Source organism: Pseudomonas parasichuanensis, assembly GCF_021601385.1.
Lineage (GTDB): Bacteria > Pseudomonadota > Gammaproteobacteria > Pseudomonadales > Pseudomonadaceae > Aquipseudomonas > Aquipseudomonas parasichuanensis.
In genome coordinates this window covers 1-16,215 of sequence record NZ_BQHO01000014.1, presented here as the reverse complement: position 1 = coordinate 16,215, position 16,215 = coordinate 1, and the positions used below count along the sequence as shown (strand labels likewise).

At 58.2% G+C, this 16,215-nt stretch carries 12 protein-coding genes and 4 tRNA genes; all 16 read right to left on the bottom strand.

What is annotated here, in order from left to right:
- Window positions 1-103: 103 nt before the first annotated feature.
- The gene (gene rpoC / locus L6D77_RS13060; RefSeq protein WP_232885563.1) at window positions 104-4,303 is read right to left on the bottom strand and encodes a DNA-directed RNA polymerase subunit beta'; all 4,200 of its coding nucleotides are present in this window, start codon (window positions 4,301-4,303) and stop codon (window positions 104-106) included.
- A gap of 64 nt (window positions 4,304-4,367) precedes the next feature.
- Window positions 4,368-8,441 (bottom strand): DNA-directed RNA polymerase subunit beta, encoded by a 4,074-nt coding sequence (rpoB, locus tag L6D77_RS13055; protein ID WP_232885562.1) that lies wholly within the window; start codon window positions 8,439-8,441, stop codon window positions 4,368-4,370.
- 218 nt (window positions 8,442-8,659) lie between these two features.
- Window positions 8,660-9,025 (bottom strand): 50S ribosomal protein L7/L12, encoded by a 366-nt coding sequence (gene rplL, locus L6D77_RS13050; protein ID WP_003255496.1) that lies wholly within the window; start codon window positions 9,023-9,025, stop codon window positions 8,660-8,662.
- Window positions 9,026-9,102: 77 nt separating this feature from the next.
- Window positions 9,103-9,603 carry a 50S ribosomal protein L10 gene (gene rplJ / locus L6D77_RS13045; protein ID WP_110996444.1) on the bottom strand — a complete coding sequence of 167 codons (501 nt, stop codon included), beginning with the start codon at window positions 9,601-9,603 and terminating at the stop codon, window positions 9,103-9,105.
- Window positions 9,604-9,802: 199 nt separating this feature from the next.
- Window positions 9,803-10,498 carry a 50S ribosomal protein L1 gene (rplA, locus tag L6D77_RS13040; protein WP_110996445.1) on the bottom strand — a complete coding sequence of 232 codons (696 nt, stop codon included), beginning with the start codon at window positions 10,496-10,498 and terminating at the stop codon, window positions 9,803-9,805.
- Window positions 10,498-10,929, bottom strand: coding sequence for a 50S ribosomal protein L11 (gene rplK / locus L6D77_RS13035; RefSeq protein WP_003255500.1), 432 nt, complete (start codon window positions 10,927-10,929; stop codon window positions 10,498-10,500). The genes rplA and rplK overlap by 1 nt, the downstream gene beginning before the upstream one ends.
- A 119-nt stretch (window positions 10,930-11,048) precedes the next feature.
- On the bottom strand, window positions 11,049-11,582 hold the full coding sequence (nusG, locus tag L6D77_RS13030; protein ID WP_110996446.1) for a transcription termination/antitermination protein NusG: 534 nt from the start codon (window positions 11,580-11,582) through the stop codon (window positions 11,049-11,051).
- 9 nt (window positions 11,583-11,591) lie between these two features.
- Window positions 11,592-11,960 (bottom strand): preprotein translocase subunit SecE, encoded by a 369-nt coding sequence (gene secE / locus L6D77_RS13025; RefSeq protein WP_232885561.1) that lies wholly within the window; start codon window positions 11,958-11,960, stop codon window positions 11,592-11,594.
- Between the two features lie 43 nt (window positions 11,961-12,003).
- Window positions 12,004-12,079: transfer RNA gene (locus tag L6D77_RS13020), tRNA-Trp, on the bottom strand.
- 54 nt (window positions 12,080-12,133) lie between these two features.
- Window positions 12,134-13,327 (bottom strand): elongation factor Tu, encoded by a 1,194-nt coding sequence (gene tuf, locus L6D77_RS13015; protein ID WP_016484647.1) that lies wholly within the window; start codon window positions 13,325-13,327, stop codon window positions 12,134-12,136.
- Between the two features lie 79 nt (window positions 13,328-13,406).
- A tRNA-Thr gene (locus tag L6D77_RS13010) sits at window positions 13,407-13,482 on the bottom strand.
- 28 nt (window positions 13,483-13,510) lie between these two features.
- Window positions 13,511-13,584, bottom strand: a tRNA-Gly gene (locus tag L6D77_RS13005).
- Between the two features lie 24 nt (window positions 13,585-13,608).
- Window positions 13,609-13,692, bottom strand: a tRNA-Tyr gene (locus L6D77_RS13000).
- 152 nt (window positions 13,693-13,844) lie between these two features.
- Complete coding sequence (locus L6D77_RS12995) at window positions 13,845-14,270, bottom strand: hypothetical protein (protein ID WP_232885649.1); 426 nt, start codon at window positions 14,268-14,270, stop codon at window positions 13,845-13,847.
- Between the two features lie 7 nt (window positions 14,271-14,277).
- Window positions 14,278-15,027, bottom strand: a complete 750-nt coding sequence (locus L6D77_RS12990; protein ID WP_232885648.1) for a pantothenate kinase — start codon at window positions 15,025-15,027, stop codon at window positions 14,278-14,280.
- Complete coding sequence (birA, locus tag L6D77_RS12985) at window positions 15,017-15,976, bottom strand: bifunctional biotin--[acetyl-CoA-carboxylase] ligase/biotin operon repressor BirA (RefSeq protein WP_232885647.1); 960 nt, start codon at window positions 15,974-15,976, stop codon at window positions 15,017-15,019. Before birA ends, L6D77_RS12990 begins: the two co-directional genes overlap by 11 nt.
- Window positions 15,977-16,215 lie beyond the last annotated feature (239 nt).

Here is a 16,215-nt window from a genome sequence, read left to right as displayed (position 1 = left end):
TTGCACCCAGTCAAGACGAGGCCCCGGCCCTCCCCGCCCGATCATCGGCAACATTTCATGTCATCGATGGTCGCGCGAGGCTTGCCGGGGCCCTGCCCTGTACTTAGTTACCGCTGGAGTTCAGCGCTTCGGTCAGTGCGGCTTCCACCTCACTGGCGCTCACACGCAGCGGCTTGTCTGCTTCACGGCGACGCTTGCGCTCGCTGTGATAGGCCAGACCGGTACCGGCCGGGATCAGACGACCCACGACCACGTTCTCTTTCAGGCCGCGCAGGTAGTCGCGCTTGCCGGTTACCGCCGCTTCGGTCAGTACGCGGGTGGTTTCCTGGAAGGAAGCCGCCGAGATGAACGATTCGGTGGACAGCGAGGCCTTGGTGATACCCAGCAGCACACGGGTGAACTTCGAGATGAACTTGTCTTCGCTGGCGAGACGCTCGTTCTCTACCAGAACCTGAGTCAGTTCCATCTGGTCGCCCTTGATGAAGCTGGAATCGCCCGACTCGGCGATCTCGACCTTGCGCAGCATCTGACGCAGGATGGTCTCGATGTGCTTGTCGTTGATCTTAACGCCTTGCAGACGGTAAACGTCCTGGATCTCGTTGACGATGTACTTCGCCAGCGCGCTCACACCCAGCAGGCGCAGGATGTCGTGCGGATCGCTCGGGCCGTCGGAGATAACTTCGCCGCGGTTTACCTGTTCGCCTTCGAAGACGTTCAGGTGGCGCCACTTCGGAATCAGCTCTTCGTACGGATCGCTACCGTCGGTCGGGGTAATGACCAGACGACGCTTGCCCTTGGTCTCTTTACCGAACGCGATGGTGCCGCTGACTTCAGCCAGGATCGAGGCTTCCTTCGGACGACGCGCTTCGAACAGGTCGGCAACGCGCGGCAGACCACCGGTGATGTCGCGGGTCTTCGAGGTTTCTTGCGGAATACGCGCAATAACGTCACCGACGCCGATCTGAGCACCGTCAGCCACACCGACGAGGGCGTTGGCTGGCAGGAAGTACTGAGCAGGTACGTCGGTACCTGGCAGGTACAGATCCTTGCCATTGGCATCGACCATCTTGATGGCCGGACGGATTTCCTTGCCTGCGGCAGGGCGATCCTTGACGTCCAGCACCTCAATGTTGGTCAGACCGGTCAGCTCGTCGGTCTGGCGCTTGATGGTGATGTTTTCTTCCATGCCCACGAAGGTCACGGTACCTTTCAGCTCGGTAACGATCGGGTGGGTGTGCGGGTCCCACTTGGCGACGATGGCGCCAGCTTCGACCTTCTCACCTTCCTTGACCGAAATCACCGCACCGTAAGGCAGCTTGTAGCGCTCACGCTCACGGCCGAATTCGTCGGCAATGGCCAGCTCGCCGGAACGCGATACGGCAACCAGGTTGCCATCGGCACGCTCGACCTGCTTCAGGTTGTGCAGACGCACCATACCGCCGTTCTTCACCTGGACGCTGTCGGCAGCCGAAGTACGGCTTGCAGCACCACCGATGTGGAACGTACGCATGGTCAGCTGGGTACCCGGCTCACCGATCGACTGTGCAGCGATAACGCCGACAGCTTCACCGATGTTCACCTGGTGACCGCGAGCCAGGTCGCGACCGTAGCACTTGGCGCAGATGCCGTAACGGGTTTCGCAGCTGATCGGCGAACGCACGACCACTTCGTCGATGCTGTTCAGCTCGATGAACTCGACCCACTGCTCGTCGACCAGGGTGCCGGCAGGAACGATGACGTCCTCGGTACCTGGCTTGAACACGTCGCGAGCGATGACACGACCCAGTACGCGCTCACCCAGCGGCTCGACAACGTCGCCGCCTTCGATGTGCGGGGTCATCAGCAGACCCTGGTCGGTGCCGCAGTCGATCTCGGTCACGACCAAGTCTTGAGCAACGTCCACCAGACGGCGAGTCAGGTAACCGGAGTTCGCAGTCTTCAGTGCGGTATCCGCCAGACCCTTACGAGCACCGTGAGTCGAGATGAAGTACTGCAGTACGCTCAGACCTTCACGGAAGTTCGCGGTGATCGGCGTCTCGATGATCGAGCCGTCCGGCTTGGCCATCAGGCCACGCATACCGGCCAGCTGACGGATCTGAGCCGCGGAACCACGAGCACCGGAGTCAGCCATCATGTACATCGAGTTGAAGGACTCTTGCTCGACTTCCTTGCCTTCGCGGTCGATGACCTTCTCTTTCGAGAGGTTGGCCATCATCGCCTTGGACACTTCGTCGTTCGCCTTCGACCACAAGTCGATGACCTTGTTGTACTTCTCGCCCTGGGTTACCAGGCCGGAGGCGTACTGGCTCTCGATTTCCTTCACTTCATCGGTAGCGTTACCGATGATGCGGGCTTTCTCGTCCGGGATAACGAAGTCGTTAACACCGATGGAAACGCCGGAAATGGTCGAGTAAGCGAAACCGGTGTACATCAGCTGGTCAGCGAAGATAACGGTCTCTTTCAGACCAACCACGCGGTAGCACTGGTTGATCAGCTTGGAGATCGCCTTCTTCTTCATCGGCTGGTTGACCACGTCGTACGGCAGGCCTGCCGGTACAACCTGGAACAGCAGCGCACGGCCGACGGTGGTGTCGACGATGCGGGTATTCTTGACCACCGAACCATCACGCTCTTTCACGGTTTCGTTGATACGAACCTTGATTTTCGCGTGCAGGGCAGCTTCGCCGGCGCGGAATACGCGGTCGACTTCCTGCAGGTCGGCGAATACGCGACCTTCGCCCTTGGCGTTGATGGCTTCACGGGTCATGTAGTACAGACCCAGTACAACGTCCTGCGACGGAACGATGATTGGCTCACCGTTGGCTGGCGACAGAATGTTGTTGGTCGACATCATCAGCGCGCGCGCTTCGAGCTGGGCTTCCAGCGTCAGCGGCACGTGAACGGCCATCTGGTCACCGTCGAAGTCGGCGTTGTACGCGGCGCAGACCAGCGGGTGCAGCTGGATAGCCTTACCTTCGATCAGTACCGGTTCAAAGGCCTGGATACCCAGACGGTGAAGGGTCGGTGCACGGTTGAGCAGTACGGGGTGTTCGCGAATCACTTCGGCGAGAACGTCCCATACCTCTGGCAGCTCGCGCTCGACCATCTTCTTGGCAGCCTTGATGGTGGTCGCCAGACCACGCATTTCCAGCTTGCCGAAAATGAACGGCTTGAACAGCTCGAGGGCCATCTTCTTCGGCAGACCGCACTGGTGCAGGCGCAGGGTCGGGCCTACGGTAATTACCGAACGGCCGGAGTAGTCCACGCGCTTACCGAGCAAGTTCTGACGGAAACGACCTTGCTTACCTTTGATCATGTCGGCCAGCGACTTCAGCGGACGCTTGTTCGAGCCAGTGATGGCGCGACCGCGACGGCCGTTGTCGAGCAGGGCGTCGACTGCTTCCTGCAGCATGCGCTTTTCGTTGCGCACGATGATGTCCGGCGCCGACAGATCGAGCAGGCGCTTCAGACGGTTGTTACGGTTGATCACCCGACGATACAGGTCGTTCAGGTCGGAGGTCGCGAAGCGGCCGCCATCCAGCGGCACCAGCGGACGCAGGTCCGGCGGCAGCACTGGCAGGACGGTCAGGACCATCCACTCAGGCAGGTTGCCCGAGCCCTGGAAAGCTTCCATCAGCTTCAGGCGCTTGGACAGCTTCTTGATCTTGGTTTCCGAGTTGGTTTGCGGAATTTCTTCGCGCAGACGGCCAATCTCGTGCTCCAGGTCGATAGCGTGCAGCAGCTCGCGGACAGCCTCGGCACCCATGCGGGCGTCGAAGTCGTCACCGAACTCTTCCAGCGCTTCGAAGTACTGCTCGTCGTTGAGCAGCTGACCCTTCTCGAGGGTGGTCATGCCCGGGTCGATAACGACATAGCTCTCGAAGTAGAGCACGCGCTCGATGTCACGCAGGGTCATGTCCATCAGCAGGCCGATACGGGACGGCAGCGACTTCAGGAACCAGATGTGGGCAACCGGCGAGGCCAGTTCGATGTGCGCCATGCGCTCACGACGAACTTTTGCCAGCGCGACTTCAACGCCGCACTTCTCGCAGATGACACCGCGGTGCTTGAGGCGCTTGTACTTGCCGCACAGGCACTCGTAGTCCTTGACTGGGCCAAAGATCTTGGCGCAGAACAGGCCGTCACGCTCAGGTTTGAACGTACGGTAGTTGATGGTTTCCGGCTTCTTGACTTCACCGAACGACCACGAACGGATCATTTCAGGCGACGCCAGACCGATACGGATGGCGTCGAACTCTTCGACTTGACCCTGGTTTTTCAGCAAATTCAGTAGGTCTTTCAAGGCCTTTCCTCCTGGCGGAGCAGGGAGTGGGCATCAGCTGCCGCACTCCCCTTCGCGTCACGTGTTATTCGGTTTCCAGATCGATGTCGATACCGAGCGAACGGATCTCTTTGATCAACACGTTGAAGGACTCGGGCATGCCCGGCTCCATACGGTGATCGCCATCCACGATGTTCTTGTACATCTTGGTACGGCCGTTCACGTCGTCCGACTTCACTGTGAGCATTTCTTGCAGGGTGTATGCCGCGCCGTATGCTTCCAGCGCCCACACTTCCATCTCCCCGAAACGCTGACCACCGAACTGCGCCTTACCACCCAGCGGCTGCTGGGTAACCAGGCTGTAGGAACCAGTGGAACGCGCGTGCATCTTGTCGTCCACCAAGTGGTTCAGCTTGAGCATGTACATGTAACCGACGGTCACAGCACGCTCGAACTTGTTGCCGGTACGGCCGTCGAACAGCACCATCTGGCCGCTTTCTGGCAGGTCTGCCAGTTTCAGCATGGCCTTGATCTCGCTTTCCTTGGCACCGTCGAAGACTGGAGTGGCCATTGGCACGCCCTTCTTCAAGTTGTGCGCCAGGGCGAGGATCTCTTCGTCGGTGAACTCTTCCAGGTTCTCCTGACGACCACCGATCTCGTTGTAGATCTCGGTGAGGAAGCCACGCAGCTCAGCGGCTTTACGCTGTTCTTCGATCATGCGATCGATCTTCTCGCCCAGACCTTTGGCCGCGAGGCCCAGGTGGGTTTCAAGGATCTGACCGACGTTCATACGCGAAGGTACGCCCAGCGGGTTCAGTACTACGTCGACCGGCGTACCGTTAGCGTCGTGCGGCATGTCTTCGACCGGCATGATCACCGAGACCACACCTTTGTTACCGTGGCGGCCGGCCATCTTGTCGCCCGGCTGGATGCGACGACGGATTGCCAGGTAGACCTTGACGATCTTCAGTACGCCCGGTGCCAGGTCATCGCCCTGCTGCAGCTTGCGCTTCTTGTCTTCGAACTTGTCGTCCAGCAGACGGCGGCGGTCGACGATGTACTGCTGAGCCTTTTCCAGCTGCTCGTTCAGTGCATCTTCGGCCATGCGCAGTTTGAACCACTGGCCGTGCTCCAGACCGTTCAGCACGTCGTCAGTGATCACGGTGCCTTTCTTCAGGCCCGCACCACCGTCAACCACCTGGCCGTTCAGCGCGGAACGCAGACGCTCGAAGGTTGCGCCTTCGACGATGCGGAACTCTTCGTTCAGGTCCTTGCGGATCTCGTCCAGCTGCATCTTCTCGATGGACAGGGCGCGGCTATCGCGCTCGACGCCATCGCGGGTGAAGACCTGTACGTCGATGACGGTACCTTTGGTGCCGGTCGGCACGCGCAGGGAGGTGTCTTTGACGTCGCTGGCCTTCTCACCGAAGATCGCGCGCAGCAGTTTTTCTTCCGGCGTCAGTTGGGTCTCGCCTTTCGGAGTGACCTTACCGACCAGGATGTCGCCAGCGCCGACTTCGGCACCTACGTAGACGATACCGGCTTCGTCCAGCTTGTTCAGCGCAGCTTCACCCACGTTCGGGATGTCCGCGGTGATTTCCTCTGGGCCAAGCTTGGTGTCACGGGCCACACAGGTCAGTTCCTGGATGTGGATCGTGGTGAAGCGGTCTTCCTGAACCACGCGCTCCGACAGACAGATGGAGTCTTCGAAGTTGAAACCGTTCCAGGCCATGAACGCGATGCGCATGTTCTGACCCAGTGCCAGTTCACCCATGTCGGTGGACGGGCCGTCGGCCATGATGTCGTTGCGCTTGACCACGTCACCCTTGCTCACCAGCGGACGCTGGTTGATGCAGGTGTTCTGGTTGGAACGGGTGTATTTGGTCAGGTTGTAGATGTCGACACCGGCTTCACCGGTTTCTACTTCGTCATCGGCAACACGCACCACGATGCGGCTGGCATCGACGGAGTCGATCACGCCACCACGACGAGCCACGACGCAGACGCCGGAGTCACGGGCAACGTTGCGCTCCATGCCGGTACCGACCAGCGGCTTGTCTGCACGCAGGGTAGGTACAGCCTGACGCTGCATGTTCGAACCCATCAACGCACGGTTGGCGTCGTCGTGCTCGAGGAACGGAATCAGCGACGCAGCAACCGAAACTACCTGCTTCGGCGAAACGTCCATCAGGGTGACGTCTTCCGGCGCCTTGACGGTGAATTCGTTCAGGTGACGGACCGCAACCAGCTCGTCGATCAGCTGCTTCTTCTCGTTCATCGCGGCCGAAGCCTGGGCGATGACGTGATCGGCTTCTTCGATCGCGGACAGGAACACGATGTCGTCGCTGACCACACCCTCTTTCACCACGCGGTACGGGCTTTCCAGGAAGCCGTACTGGTTGGTGCGGGCGTAGGCCGCCAGGGAGTTGATCAGACCGATGTTCGGGCCTTCCGGCGTTTCGATCGGGCACACACGGCCGTAGTGGGTCGGGTGTACGTCACGGACTTCGAAGCCAGCGCGCTCACGGGTCAGACCGCCAGGGCCGAGTGCGGAAACGCGGCGCTTGTGGGTGATCTCGGAGAGCGGGTTGTTCTGGTCCATGAACTGCGAGAGCTGGCTGGAACCGAAGAACTCTTTCACCGCCGCCGCAACCGGCTTGGCGTTGATCAGGTCTTGCGGCATCAGGCCTTCGCTTTCAGCCATCGACAGACGCTCTTTGACCGCACGCTCTACGCGCACCAGGCCAACGCGGAACTGGTTCTCGGCCATCTCGCCGACGCAACGGACGCGACGGTTACCCAGGTGGTCGATGTCGTCGACGATGCCTTTGCCGTTACGGATGTCGACCAGGGTCTTGAGGACCTCGACGATGTCTTCCTTGCTCAGCACGCCCGAACCTTCGATCTCGGTACGACCGATACGACGGTTGAACTTCATGCGGCCAACGGCGGACAGATCGTAACGCTCGGCGCTGAAGAACAGGTTGTTGAACAGGGTCTCGGCGGCGTCCTTGGTTGGCGGCTCGCCTGGACGCATCATGCGGTAGATCTCGACCAGCGCTTCCAGTTGGTTGCTGGTGGTGTCGATCTTCAGGGTGTCCGAAATGAACGGACCGCAATCGATGTCGTTGGTGTACAGCGTTTCGATGCGAACGACCTGGGCCTTGGCGACCTTGACCAGCAGGTCGGTGGTCAGCTCGGTGTTGCACTCGGCCAGGATCTCGCCGGTAGCAGGGTGCACGATCGCCTTGGCGGTGGTGCGGCCCAGCATGTACTCCAGCGGCACGTCCAGCTGCTTCACGCCAGCCTTTTCCAGCTGGTTGATGTGGCGCGCGGTGATACGGCGGCCTTGCTCGACGATGACTTTGCCGGTTTCGTCATGGATGTCCATGACCGCGACTTCACCACGCAGACGTTGAGGCACCAGCTCCAGGCTCAGTTTTTCGCCGGAAACATGGAACACGTTGGTGGTGTAGAAGGTGTTCAGAACCTCTTCGGTGCTGTAACCCAGGGCGCGCAGCAGTACCGAGGCCGGCAGTTTACGGCGACGGTCGATACGGACGAACACGCAGTCCTTCGGGTCGAACTCGAAGTCCAGCCACGAACCGCGGTAAGGGATGATGCGTGCGGAGTACAGCAGCTTGCCCGAGCTGTGGGTCTTGCCACGGTCGTGGTCGAAGAACACACCCGGCGAACGGTGCAGCTGGGAGACGATCACACGCTCGGTACCGTTGATAACGAAGGTACCGTTCTCAGTCATCAGGGGGATTTCACCCATGTAGACTTCTTGCTCTTTGATGTCCTTGATCGCTTTGTTCGACGATTCCTTGTCGAAGATGATCAGGCGCACCTTCACCCGCAGCGGGACCGCGAAGGTCACACCGCGCAGGACACATTCCTTCACATCGAAGGCCGGCTCACCCAGGCGGTAGCCGACGTACTCCAGGGCAGCATTGCCGGAGTAGCTGATGATCGGGAATACCGATTTGAAGGCCGCATGCAGGCCGATGTCGCGGAACTGGTCCTTGGATGCTCCTGCCTGCAGGAATTCGCGATACGAATCCAGCTGGATTGCCAGGAGGTAAGGCACGTCCATGACGTCCGGCAACTTGCTAAAGTCCTTGCGGATACGTTTTTTCTCAGTGTATGAGTAAGCCATCAGCATTCCCCAGCTTGGTCACCTGCTTGTTTGGCATCTCCCGGCGGGAGCAGCCAGAAAATCGTGCAAACCCCTTGGTTTGCGCCACCCTCATGGTGGTTACCGCTCGTTATCGGGGCCGACCTGATCGGCCACCAATAACGGAAAAAGGCCGGTGGCATAAGCCACCAGCCATCAGCCCTTCGCTTAACGCTTGGGCTGGCATCGCACAGTCGAAATTACTTCAGCTCGACTTTGGCGCCTGCTTCTTCCAGCTTCTTCTTAGCGTCTTCAGCGGCTTCTTTCGAAACGCCTTCAGCTACAACCTGAGGAGCGCCATCGACTTTCTCTTTGGCTTCTTTCAGGCCCAGACCAGTCAGCTCGCGAACTGCCTTGATCACGTTGACTTTCTTGTCGCCGGCTTCAACCAGAACAACGTTGAACTCGGTTTGCTCTTCAACAACGGCAGCGGCAGCAGCTGGGCCAGCAGCGGCAACAGCAGCGGTAACGCCGAAGGTTTCTTCCATTGCTTTGATCAGCTCAACAACTTCCAGAACGGTTTTCTGGCCGATTGCTTCGATGATTTGCTCGTTAGTCAGGGACATGACTTAAATCCTGTATTGGGGTGACAGCCTAAGCAGCTATCAAATTAAACGTATGATTCGAAAGAGTTTCGCGCGCCTTAGGCGGCGGTAGCTTCTTTCTGGTCGCGAATAGCTGCCAGGGTACGGGCCAGCTTGCTGGTAGCGCCTTGGATCACGCTCATCAGCTTCGCGATGGCCTCGTCGCGGGTCGGCAGGGTAGCCAACACGTCGATCTGGTTCGCTGCAATGAACTTGCCGTCAAACGCAGCTGCCTTGATCTCGAACTTGCTCTGACCCTTGGCGAACTCTTTGAACAGACGGGCAGCAGCGCCCGGGTGCTCGTTGGAGAAAGCGATCAGGGTCGGGCCAGTGAAGGCGTCGTTGAGGACACTGAATTCAGTGTCAGCAACAGCGCGCTTGAGCAGGGTGTTACGTACGACACGTACGTATACGCCAGCTTCACGAGCCTCTTTACGGAGTCCGGTCATTGCGCCTACAGTCACACCACGGGCATCAGCCACGACAGCGGACAGAGCGACTTTGGCAGCCTCGTTGACTTCAGCGACGATGGCCTTCTTGTCTTCGAGTTTAATTGCCACGGGTAAAACTCCTGCTTGTTACCGTTTCATCTGGCCGAAGCCGGATGTCGTTTTGGTGTCTGATTCGGTAAGGAACCGGGAGCACCATCTGCGTAGGCTGGTCGTTTAAGGCTTGCGCCGCCTACGGTCTTGGATAGCCCCCGCCAGGCAGGGACCCCAATTTTTGCTGCTGGCGGGCATGACACCCGCCAGCATTGTCTTACACGTTCAGCGAGCTCTGATCGATCATCAGACCTGGGCCCATAGTGGTGCTCAGGGTAACGCGCTTAACGTAGATACCTTTCGAAGAGGCCGGCTTGATACGCTTCAGATCAGCGATCAGGGCTTCAACGTTTTCCTTCAGCTTGCCAGCTTCGAAGCCGACTTTGCCAACGGAGGTGTGGATGATACCGTTTTTGTCGGTGCGGTAGCGAACCTGACCAGCCTTGGCGTTTTTCACGGCAGTGGCTACGTCTGGCGAAACGGTACCGACTTTCGGGTTAGGCATCAGGCCGCGTGGACCCAGAACCTGACCCAGTTGACCTACAACGCGCATGGCATCGGGCGATGCGATGACGACGTCATAGTTCAGGTCGCCGGCTTTCATTTCGGCAGCCAGATCGTCCATACCTACACGGTCAGCGCCGGCAGCCAGAGCGGCCTCAGCAGCTGGACCCTGGGTGAAGACGGCAACACGTACGGTCTTGCCAGTGCCGTGCGGCAGCACGGTAGCGCTACGTACGACCTGGTCGGATTTACGCGGATCAACACCGAGGTTTACGGCGATGTCGTACGACTCGACGAATTTGGCATTCGGCAGGGAAGCCAGCAGAGCTGCTGCTTCTTCGAAGTTGTAGGCCTTGCCTGCTTCGATTTTCTCGGCGATAGCCTTTTGGCGCTTGGTCAGCTTAGCCATTACACACCCTCCACGTTCAGGCCCATGCTGCGGGCAGAGCCAGCGATGGTGCGTACAGCTGCATCCAGGTCAGCGGCGGTCAGATCAGCCTGTTTAGCTTTGGCGATATCTTCCAGCTGAGCACGGGTAACGGTACCGACTTTGACGGTGTTCGGGCGAGCCGAACCACTGGTCAGGCCAGCAGCTTTCTTCAGCAGAACCGAGGCAGGGGTGCTCTTGGTTTCGAAGGTGAAGCTACGGTCGCTGTAGACAGTGATGATCACAGGAGTCGGCAGGCCGGCTTCTTGACCCTGAGTACGGGCGTTGAAGGCCTTGCAGAATTCCATGATGTTCACACCATGTTGACCCAGTGCTGGACCAACGGGTGGGCTAGGGTTGGCCTGGCCGGCCTTTACTTGCAGCTTGATGTAAGCCTGAATCTTCTTAGCCATGAGCTACTCCAATATCGGGTACGAACGCCAGATGGCTCCCCGGATGACTTGCGTTTTATCCCAGTGACGACAAAACCCCGCAGCACATAGGGCTGCGGGGTATGGGATGCTTCGTTCGGCTAGACCTTCTCGACCTGGCTGAACTCGAGCTCTACCGGAGTAGAGCGACCGAAAATGAGCACTGCAACCTGCAGGCGGCTCTTCTCGTAGTTAACCTCTTCGACACTGCCATTGAAATCGGCGAACGGACCATCAATGACACGAACCACTTCGCCTGGCTCGAACAGCGTCTTCGGCTTCGGCTTATCACTACCGTCGGCTACGCGACGAAGGATGGCCTCTGCCTCTTTATCGGTGATTGGCGCAGGCTTGTCTGCGGTACCACCAATGAAACCCATGACCCGAGGGGTATCCTTGACAAGGTGCCAAGTCCCTTCGTTCATTTCCATCTGGACCAAAACATAGCCAGGGAAGAATTTGCGCTCACTCTTGCGCTTTTGGCCGTTGCGCATTTCAACGACTTCTTCGGTCGGGACCAGGATCTCGCCGAACTCGTCTTCCATGCCAGCCAGCTTGACGCGCTCTACCAGGGAGCGCATCACATGCTTCTCGTAACCCGAGTAAGCATGCACTACGTACCAACGCTTAGCCACGGGACACCCTTAGCCAACAATCAAGGAGACCGCCCAGCCGAGCAGGGAGTCGAGACCCCACAGCAGCAGTGCCATAACCAGAACAACAGCCACGACAATGAGCGTGGTCTGAGTGGTTTCTTGGCGGGTCGGCCACACGACTTTACGGATCTCGGTACGAGCTTCCTTCGCCAACGCAAAAAACGACTTACCCTTCGCAGTCTGCAGGGCAACAACGCCAGCAACCGCAGCCAGGGCAAGAAGTGCGAGAACGCGATACAGGATCGGGGATGCCGAGTAATACTGATTACCCACGACAGCAACAACCACCAAAGCCACTACAGCCAGCCACTTGAACAGATCAAAACGCGATTCTTGGGCTTCAGTTTTGGGGGTCATCGAGGAGGATCCTGTAAGAAGAAAGCCATCACACCGAGGTGAATGGCAGGTCAGGAGGGAATCGAACCCCCAACCTACGGTTTTGGAGACCGTCGCTCTGCCAATTGAGCTACTGACCTGTAACGCTGTATCAGGCCGGCCATTATACCGGCCTGATCAAGTAAATCAACTACTTATTCGATAATTTTTGCTACGACACCAGCGCCGACGGTACGACCGCCTTCACGGATGGCGAAACGCAGACCGTCTTCCATTGCGATGGTCTTGATCAGGGTGACAGTCATCTGGATGTTGTCGCCCGGCATTACCATTTCAACGCCTTCCGGCAGTTCGCAGTTACCGGTCACGTCAGTGGTACGGAAGTAGAACTGAGGACGGTAGCCTTTGAAGAACGGAGTGTGACGACCGCCTTCTTCCTTCGACAGAACGTAGACTTCTGCGGTGAACTTGGTGTGCGGCTTGACCGAACCTGGCTTGACCAGAACCTGGCCACGCTCAACGTCGTCACGCTTGGTACCACGCAGCAGAACGCCGCAGTTCTCGCCAGCACGACCTTCGTCCAGCAGCTTGCGGAACATCTCAACGCCGGTGCAGGTGGTGGTGGTGGTGTCACGCAGACCAACGATTTCCAGCGGGTCTTGAACGCGGACGATACCACGCTCGATACGGCCGGTAACAACGGTACCGCGACCCGAGATCGAGAACACGTCTTCGATTGGCATCAGGAACGGCTTGTCGATAGCACGCTCTGGCTCTGGGATGTAGCTGTCCAGAGTTTCAACCAGCTTCTTAACAGCGCTGGTGCCCATTTCGTTGTCGTCTTTGCCTTCCAGCGCCATACGAGCCGAACCGATGATGATCGGGGTGTCGTCGCCTGGGAAGTCGTAGGTGGACAGCAGGTCGCGAACTTCCATCTCGACCAGTTCCAGCAGCTCAGCGTCGTCTACCAGGTCAGCCTTGTTCAGGAAGACCACGATGTACGGAACGCCAACCTGACGGGACAGCAGGATGTGCTCACGGGTTTGTGGCATCGGACCATCGGCGGCCGAGCAAACCAGGATCGCGCCGTCCATCTGGGCAGCACCGGTGATCATGTTCTTCACGTAGTCAGCGTGACCTGGGCAGTCAACGTGAGCGTAGTGACGAATATTCGAGTTGTACTCGACGTGCGCGGTGTTGATGGTGATACCGCGCGCTTTTTCTTCTGGAGCCGAGTCGATCTTGTCGAACTCAACGACGGCCGAACCGAAAACTTCGGAGCAGACGCGGGTCAGCGCTGCAGTCAGAGTGGTCTTACCATGGTCAACGTGGCCGATAGTGCCGACATTGACGTGAGGTAGGGAACGATCAAACTTTTCCTTAGCCATCGATACAGTCCTCCGCAGAAGAAATAGTCATACCGCCGATAAAACAAAGGCAGATATTTTCATATCTGCCTTGTTTATATGGAGCTCTTGAGCGGACTTGAACCGCTGACCTCACCCTTACCAAGGGTGTGCTCTACCAACTGAGCTACAAGAGCGAAACACATTGCGCAACAACTGCAAACTTGGAGCGGGTAGCGGGAATCGAACCCGCATCATCAGCTTGGAAGGCTGAGGTTCTACCACTAAACTATACCCGCGGAGCTTGCGGCTCTCGCTAAAACTGGTGGAGGGAGAAGGATTCGAACCTTCGAAGCTCTCGCAACGGATTTACAGTCCGTCCCCTTTGGCCGCTCGGGAATCCCTCCAGATGTGACGGGCATTCTATTTTGCTGCCGCCTTAGTGTCAAGCTTTTTTTCAAATTTTTTCAATCAAATCTGAAGCTTAGCTACTTTGACACTGCTTCCGGTTCTGCCACCTGAGTGGTGTTCCCTGTGAAGCGGGCGCCATTCTATCAAGCTATTCAGCAGTTGCAATACCCTCGCACAAAATAATTTTGTGTTTTAAGTCTTTGAAATCCTTGGAAAGAATGGTCAGGACTGTTTGGTCCAGTAAACGCTCGGCTTCCGGGGCCACTTTAAGCCAGAGACCCTCGGCCCCAGGAAGCTGCCCTTCCACTGGCTGTGAGGCGATATCGAGACTCAGCAGCCGTTGGCGTAGCGCATCGAGCTGCTCACGACCAGCAAATCCGCCCACCACCAGGCACTCATCTCGACGCTTGGCGGGCGTCGCAACACCGGTTTCGCGCAGCAGACGAATCTCTTGCTGACTGCCCTTATATAAAGAGAGCGGAGCGACCTCTTTGACCCTCAGCGGAGCCTCCTGCTGATGCCAGACGTAATAGAAGACGTTGAGCACGAGTAACAGCAGAAATAACCAGCGCATAGACACCTCAGCTCAATGGGCAGGCCATGGCCAGACCAACGAATACCAGATCTGGCACAACTCGCGCCCGGGGAACGGCTTCATGCACCAAAGGGGCATCGCCACCGGTGAGGAAGACTGTGAAATCATCACCCCACAGGGCTTTCGCTTGCTCGATTTGCGTTCGGGCAAACCCCTGGAGCATCAAGACGCAACCACGCTCCACCGCCTCTACTGTCGAACGCCCAGGACCCAGACTGTTCAGTGCGCGCTCAGCCGATGCATCGTCATAACGGATACGCCGGGTGTGGGTGCGCAACTGACTGCGCATAAGCGGCATACCAGGGCAAATATAGCCTCCCAGGTGCTCACCATCGGCCGCGACAAAATCGGCCTTGGCTGCAGTGCCGAAATCAATGACGAGGCAAGCACCTTTGGCCAGGTGGAATGCGCCCAGGGCCCCCAACCATCGATCCATACCCAAGCGCTGGAAATCTTCGTAGCCATTGCGCACCCCGGCCATTTCCTGCGCTGGCTGAGCCACCCTCACAGCAATGGCGAAGGCCTGCTGAAGAAGGGCGCAAAGGGCTGTGGTTTCCTCCTCGCTTCGCACACTGACCATTCGACCACTTGCCAGGCGCAACGCAGGGACCGCACCGATTGCCGCAACAAGTGCCTGATCGGAGTCGACGATTCCGCCGCCAGTGATAGCCGCATCTGCAGCGTGAATCACCCGCCACTTGATAAAGCTGTTCCCGCAGTCGAGCTCAAGAATCATCACGCAACCTCAGACTGAGCTCGCCACCGCTGAAGCTCTTTTCCACACCATCTATATCAAGACGCAAGCCGCCCTGCCCATCCACGCCAAGCGCTACGCCATCAATCCGGGTATTGCCGGCAACGAGCGAAACCTTGCGCCCCTGCCACAGGTGCGCCTGCTCCCACTCCTCCTGGAATGCTGCAAAGCCGTAGCGGCGATGACGCGCCAGCTCGTGTTGCAGTTGTTGACTGAGCAACGCGACCAACTGATTACGATCAACTGCCAAACCAACCTCACTACGCATGGAGGTCCATTGCTGGTCGATCTGCTCGCTGGACTGCATGTTCACATTAATACCGATACCCAGCACCACATGACAGACGTCGGCCGGGTCACCAACCAACTCCAGCAGGATCCCGGTAATCTTGCGCCCCCTTACCAGGACATCGTTAGGCCATTTGAGCCCCACATCCTTGAGCCCAAAAGCCTGCAGGGTACGCATCACCGCCAGGCCAACTACCAGGCTCAGCCCTTCAAGCTGACGCATGCCACCCTCAACCCGCAACACCAGACTGAAGTAGAGATTTTCAGCAAACGGGCTCACCCATTGCCGCCCGCGACGACCGCGACCGGCAGTCTGGCGCTCGGCAAGCACCAGGAATGGGGCAGCCTGCCCTTGCGACGCGAGCCGTAAGCCCTCGGCATTGGTCGAGTCGATACTTTCATGGATGAACACAGGCCATTGCTCGCCCTGTACGAACGCAGCAATCGCTTGCGATTCCAGCAGATTCAGCGGCGCAGCCAGCTGATAACCGCGCCCACGGACCTTGTGAATGGTCAGGCTCAGCTCACTCTCAAGATGCTGCAGCTGTTTCCATACGGCACTGCGACTTATGCCAAGGGCAGCCCCCAGCGCTTCTCCGGAATGGAACCGGCCATCCTTGAGGAGATTCAACAACTTCAGCATGCCAGTCTCGACTCGGAATAAGGCTGGCATGATAGCCACGCCCCGAAGCCTTGCATAGGAAAAGGGCCACCCCTAGAGAGGAAACGTTCGCCCGGCACAGCACAATGTTCTGCCGGAAAAGACAAAACCCCTACCTGCATGCGCAGATAGGGGTTTTGCGAAATGAATCTTGACGATGACCTACTCTCACATGGGGAAACCCCACACTACCATCGGCGATGCATCGTTTCACTACTGAG

Bases quoted from the DNA above. Each gene is read 5' to 3' on its own strand.
- rpoB (WP_232885562.1), bottom strand. From the start codon at position 8,441: ATGGCTTACTCATACACTGAGAAAAAACGTATCCGCAAGGACTTTAGC.
- rplL (WP_003255496.1), bottom strand. From the start codon at position 9,025: ATGTCCCTGACTAACGAGCAAATCATCGAAGCAATCGGCCAGAAAACC.
- rplA (WP_110996445.1), bottom strand. From the start codon at position 10,498: ATGGCTAAGCTGACCAAGCGCCAAAAGGCTATCGCCGAGAAAATCGAA.
- rplK (WP_003255500.1), bottom strand. From the start codon at position 10,929: ATGGCTAAGAAGATTCAGGCTTACATCAAGCTGCAAGTAAAGGCCGGC.
- secE (WP_232885561.1), bottom strand. From the start codon at position 11,960: ATGACCCCCAAAACTGAAGCCCAAGAATCGCGTTTTGATCTGTTCAAG.
- tuf (WP_016484647.1), bottom strand. From the start codon at position 13,327: ATGGCTAAGGAAAAGTTTGATCGTTCCCTACCTCACGTCAATGTCGGC.
- L6D77_RS12995 (WP_232885649.1), bottom strand. From the start codon at position 14,270: ATGCGCTGGTTATTTCTGCTGTTACTCGTGCTCAACGTCTTCTATTAC.
- L6D77_RS12990 (WP_232885648.1), bottom strand. From the start codon at position 15,027: ATGATTCTTGAGCTCGACTGCGGGAACAGCTTTATCAAGTGGCGGGTG.
- birA (WP_232885647.1), bottom strand. From the start codon at position 15,976: ATGCTGAAGTTGTTGAATCTCCTCAAGGATGGCCGGTTCCATTCCGGA.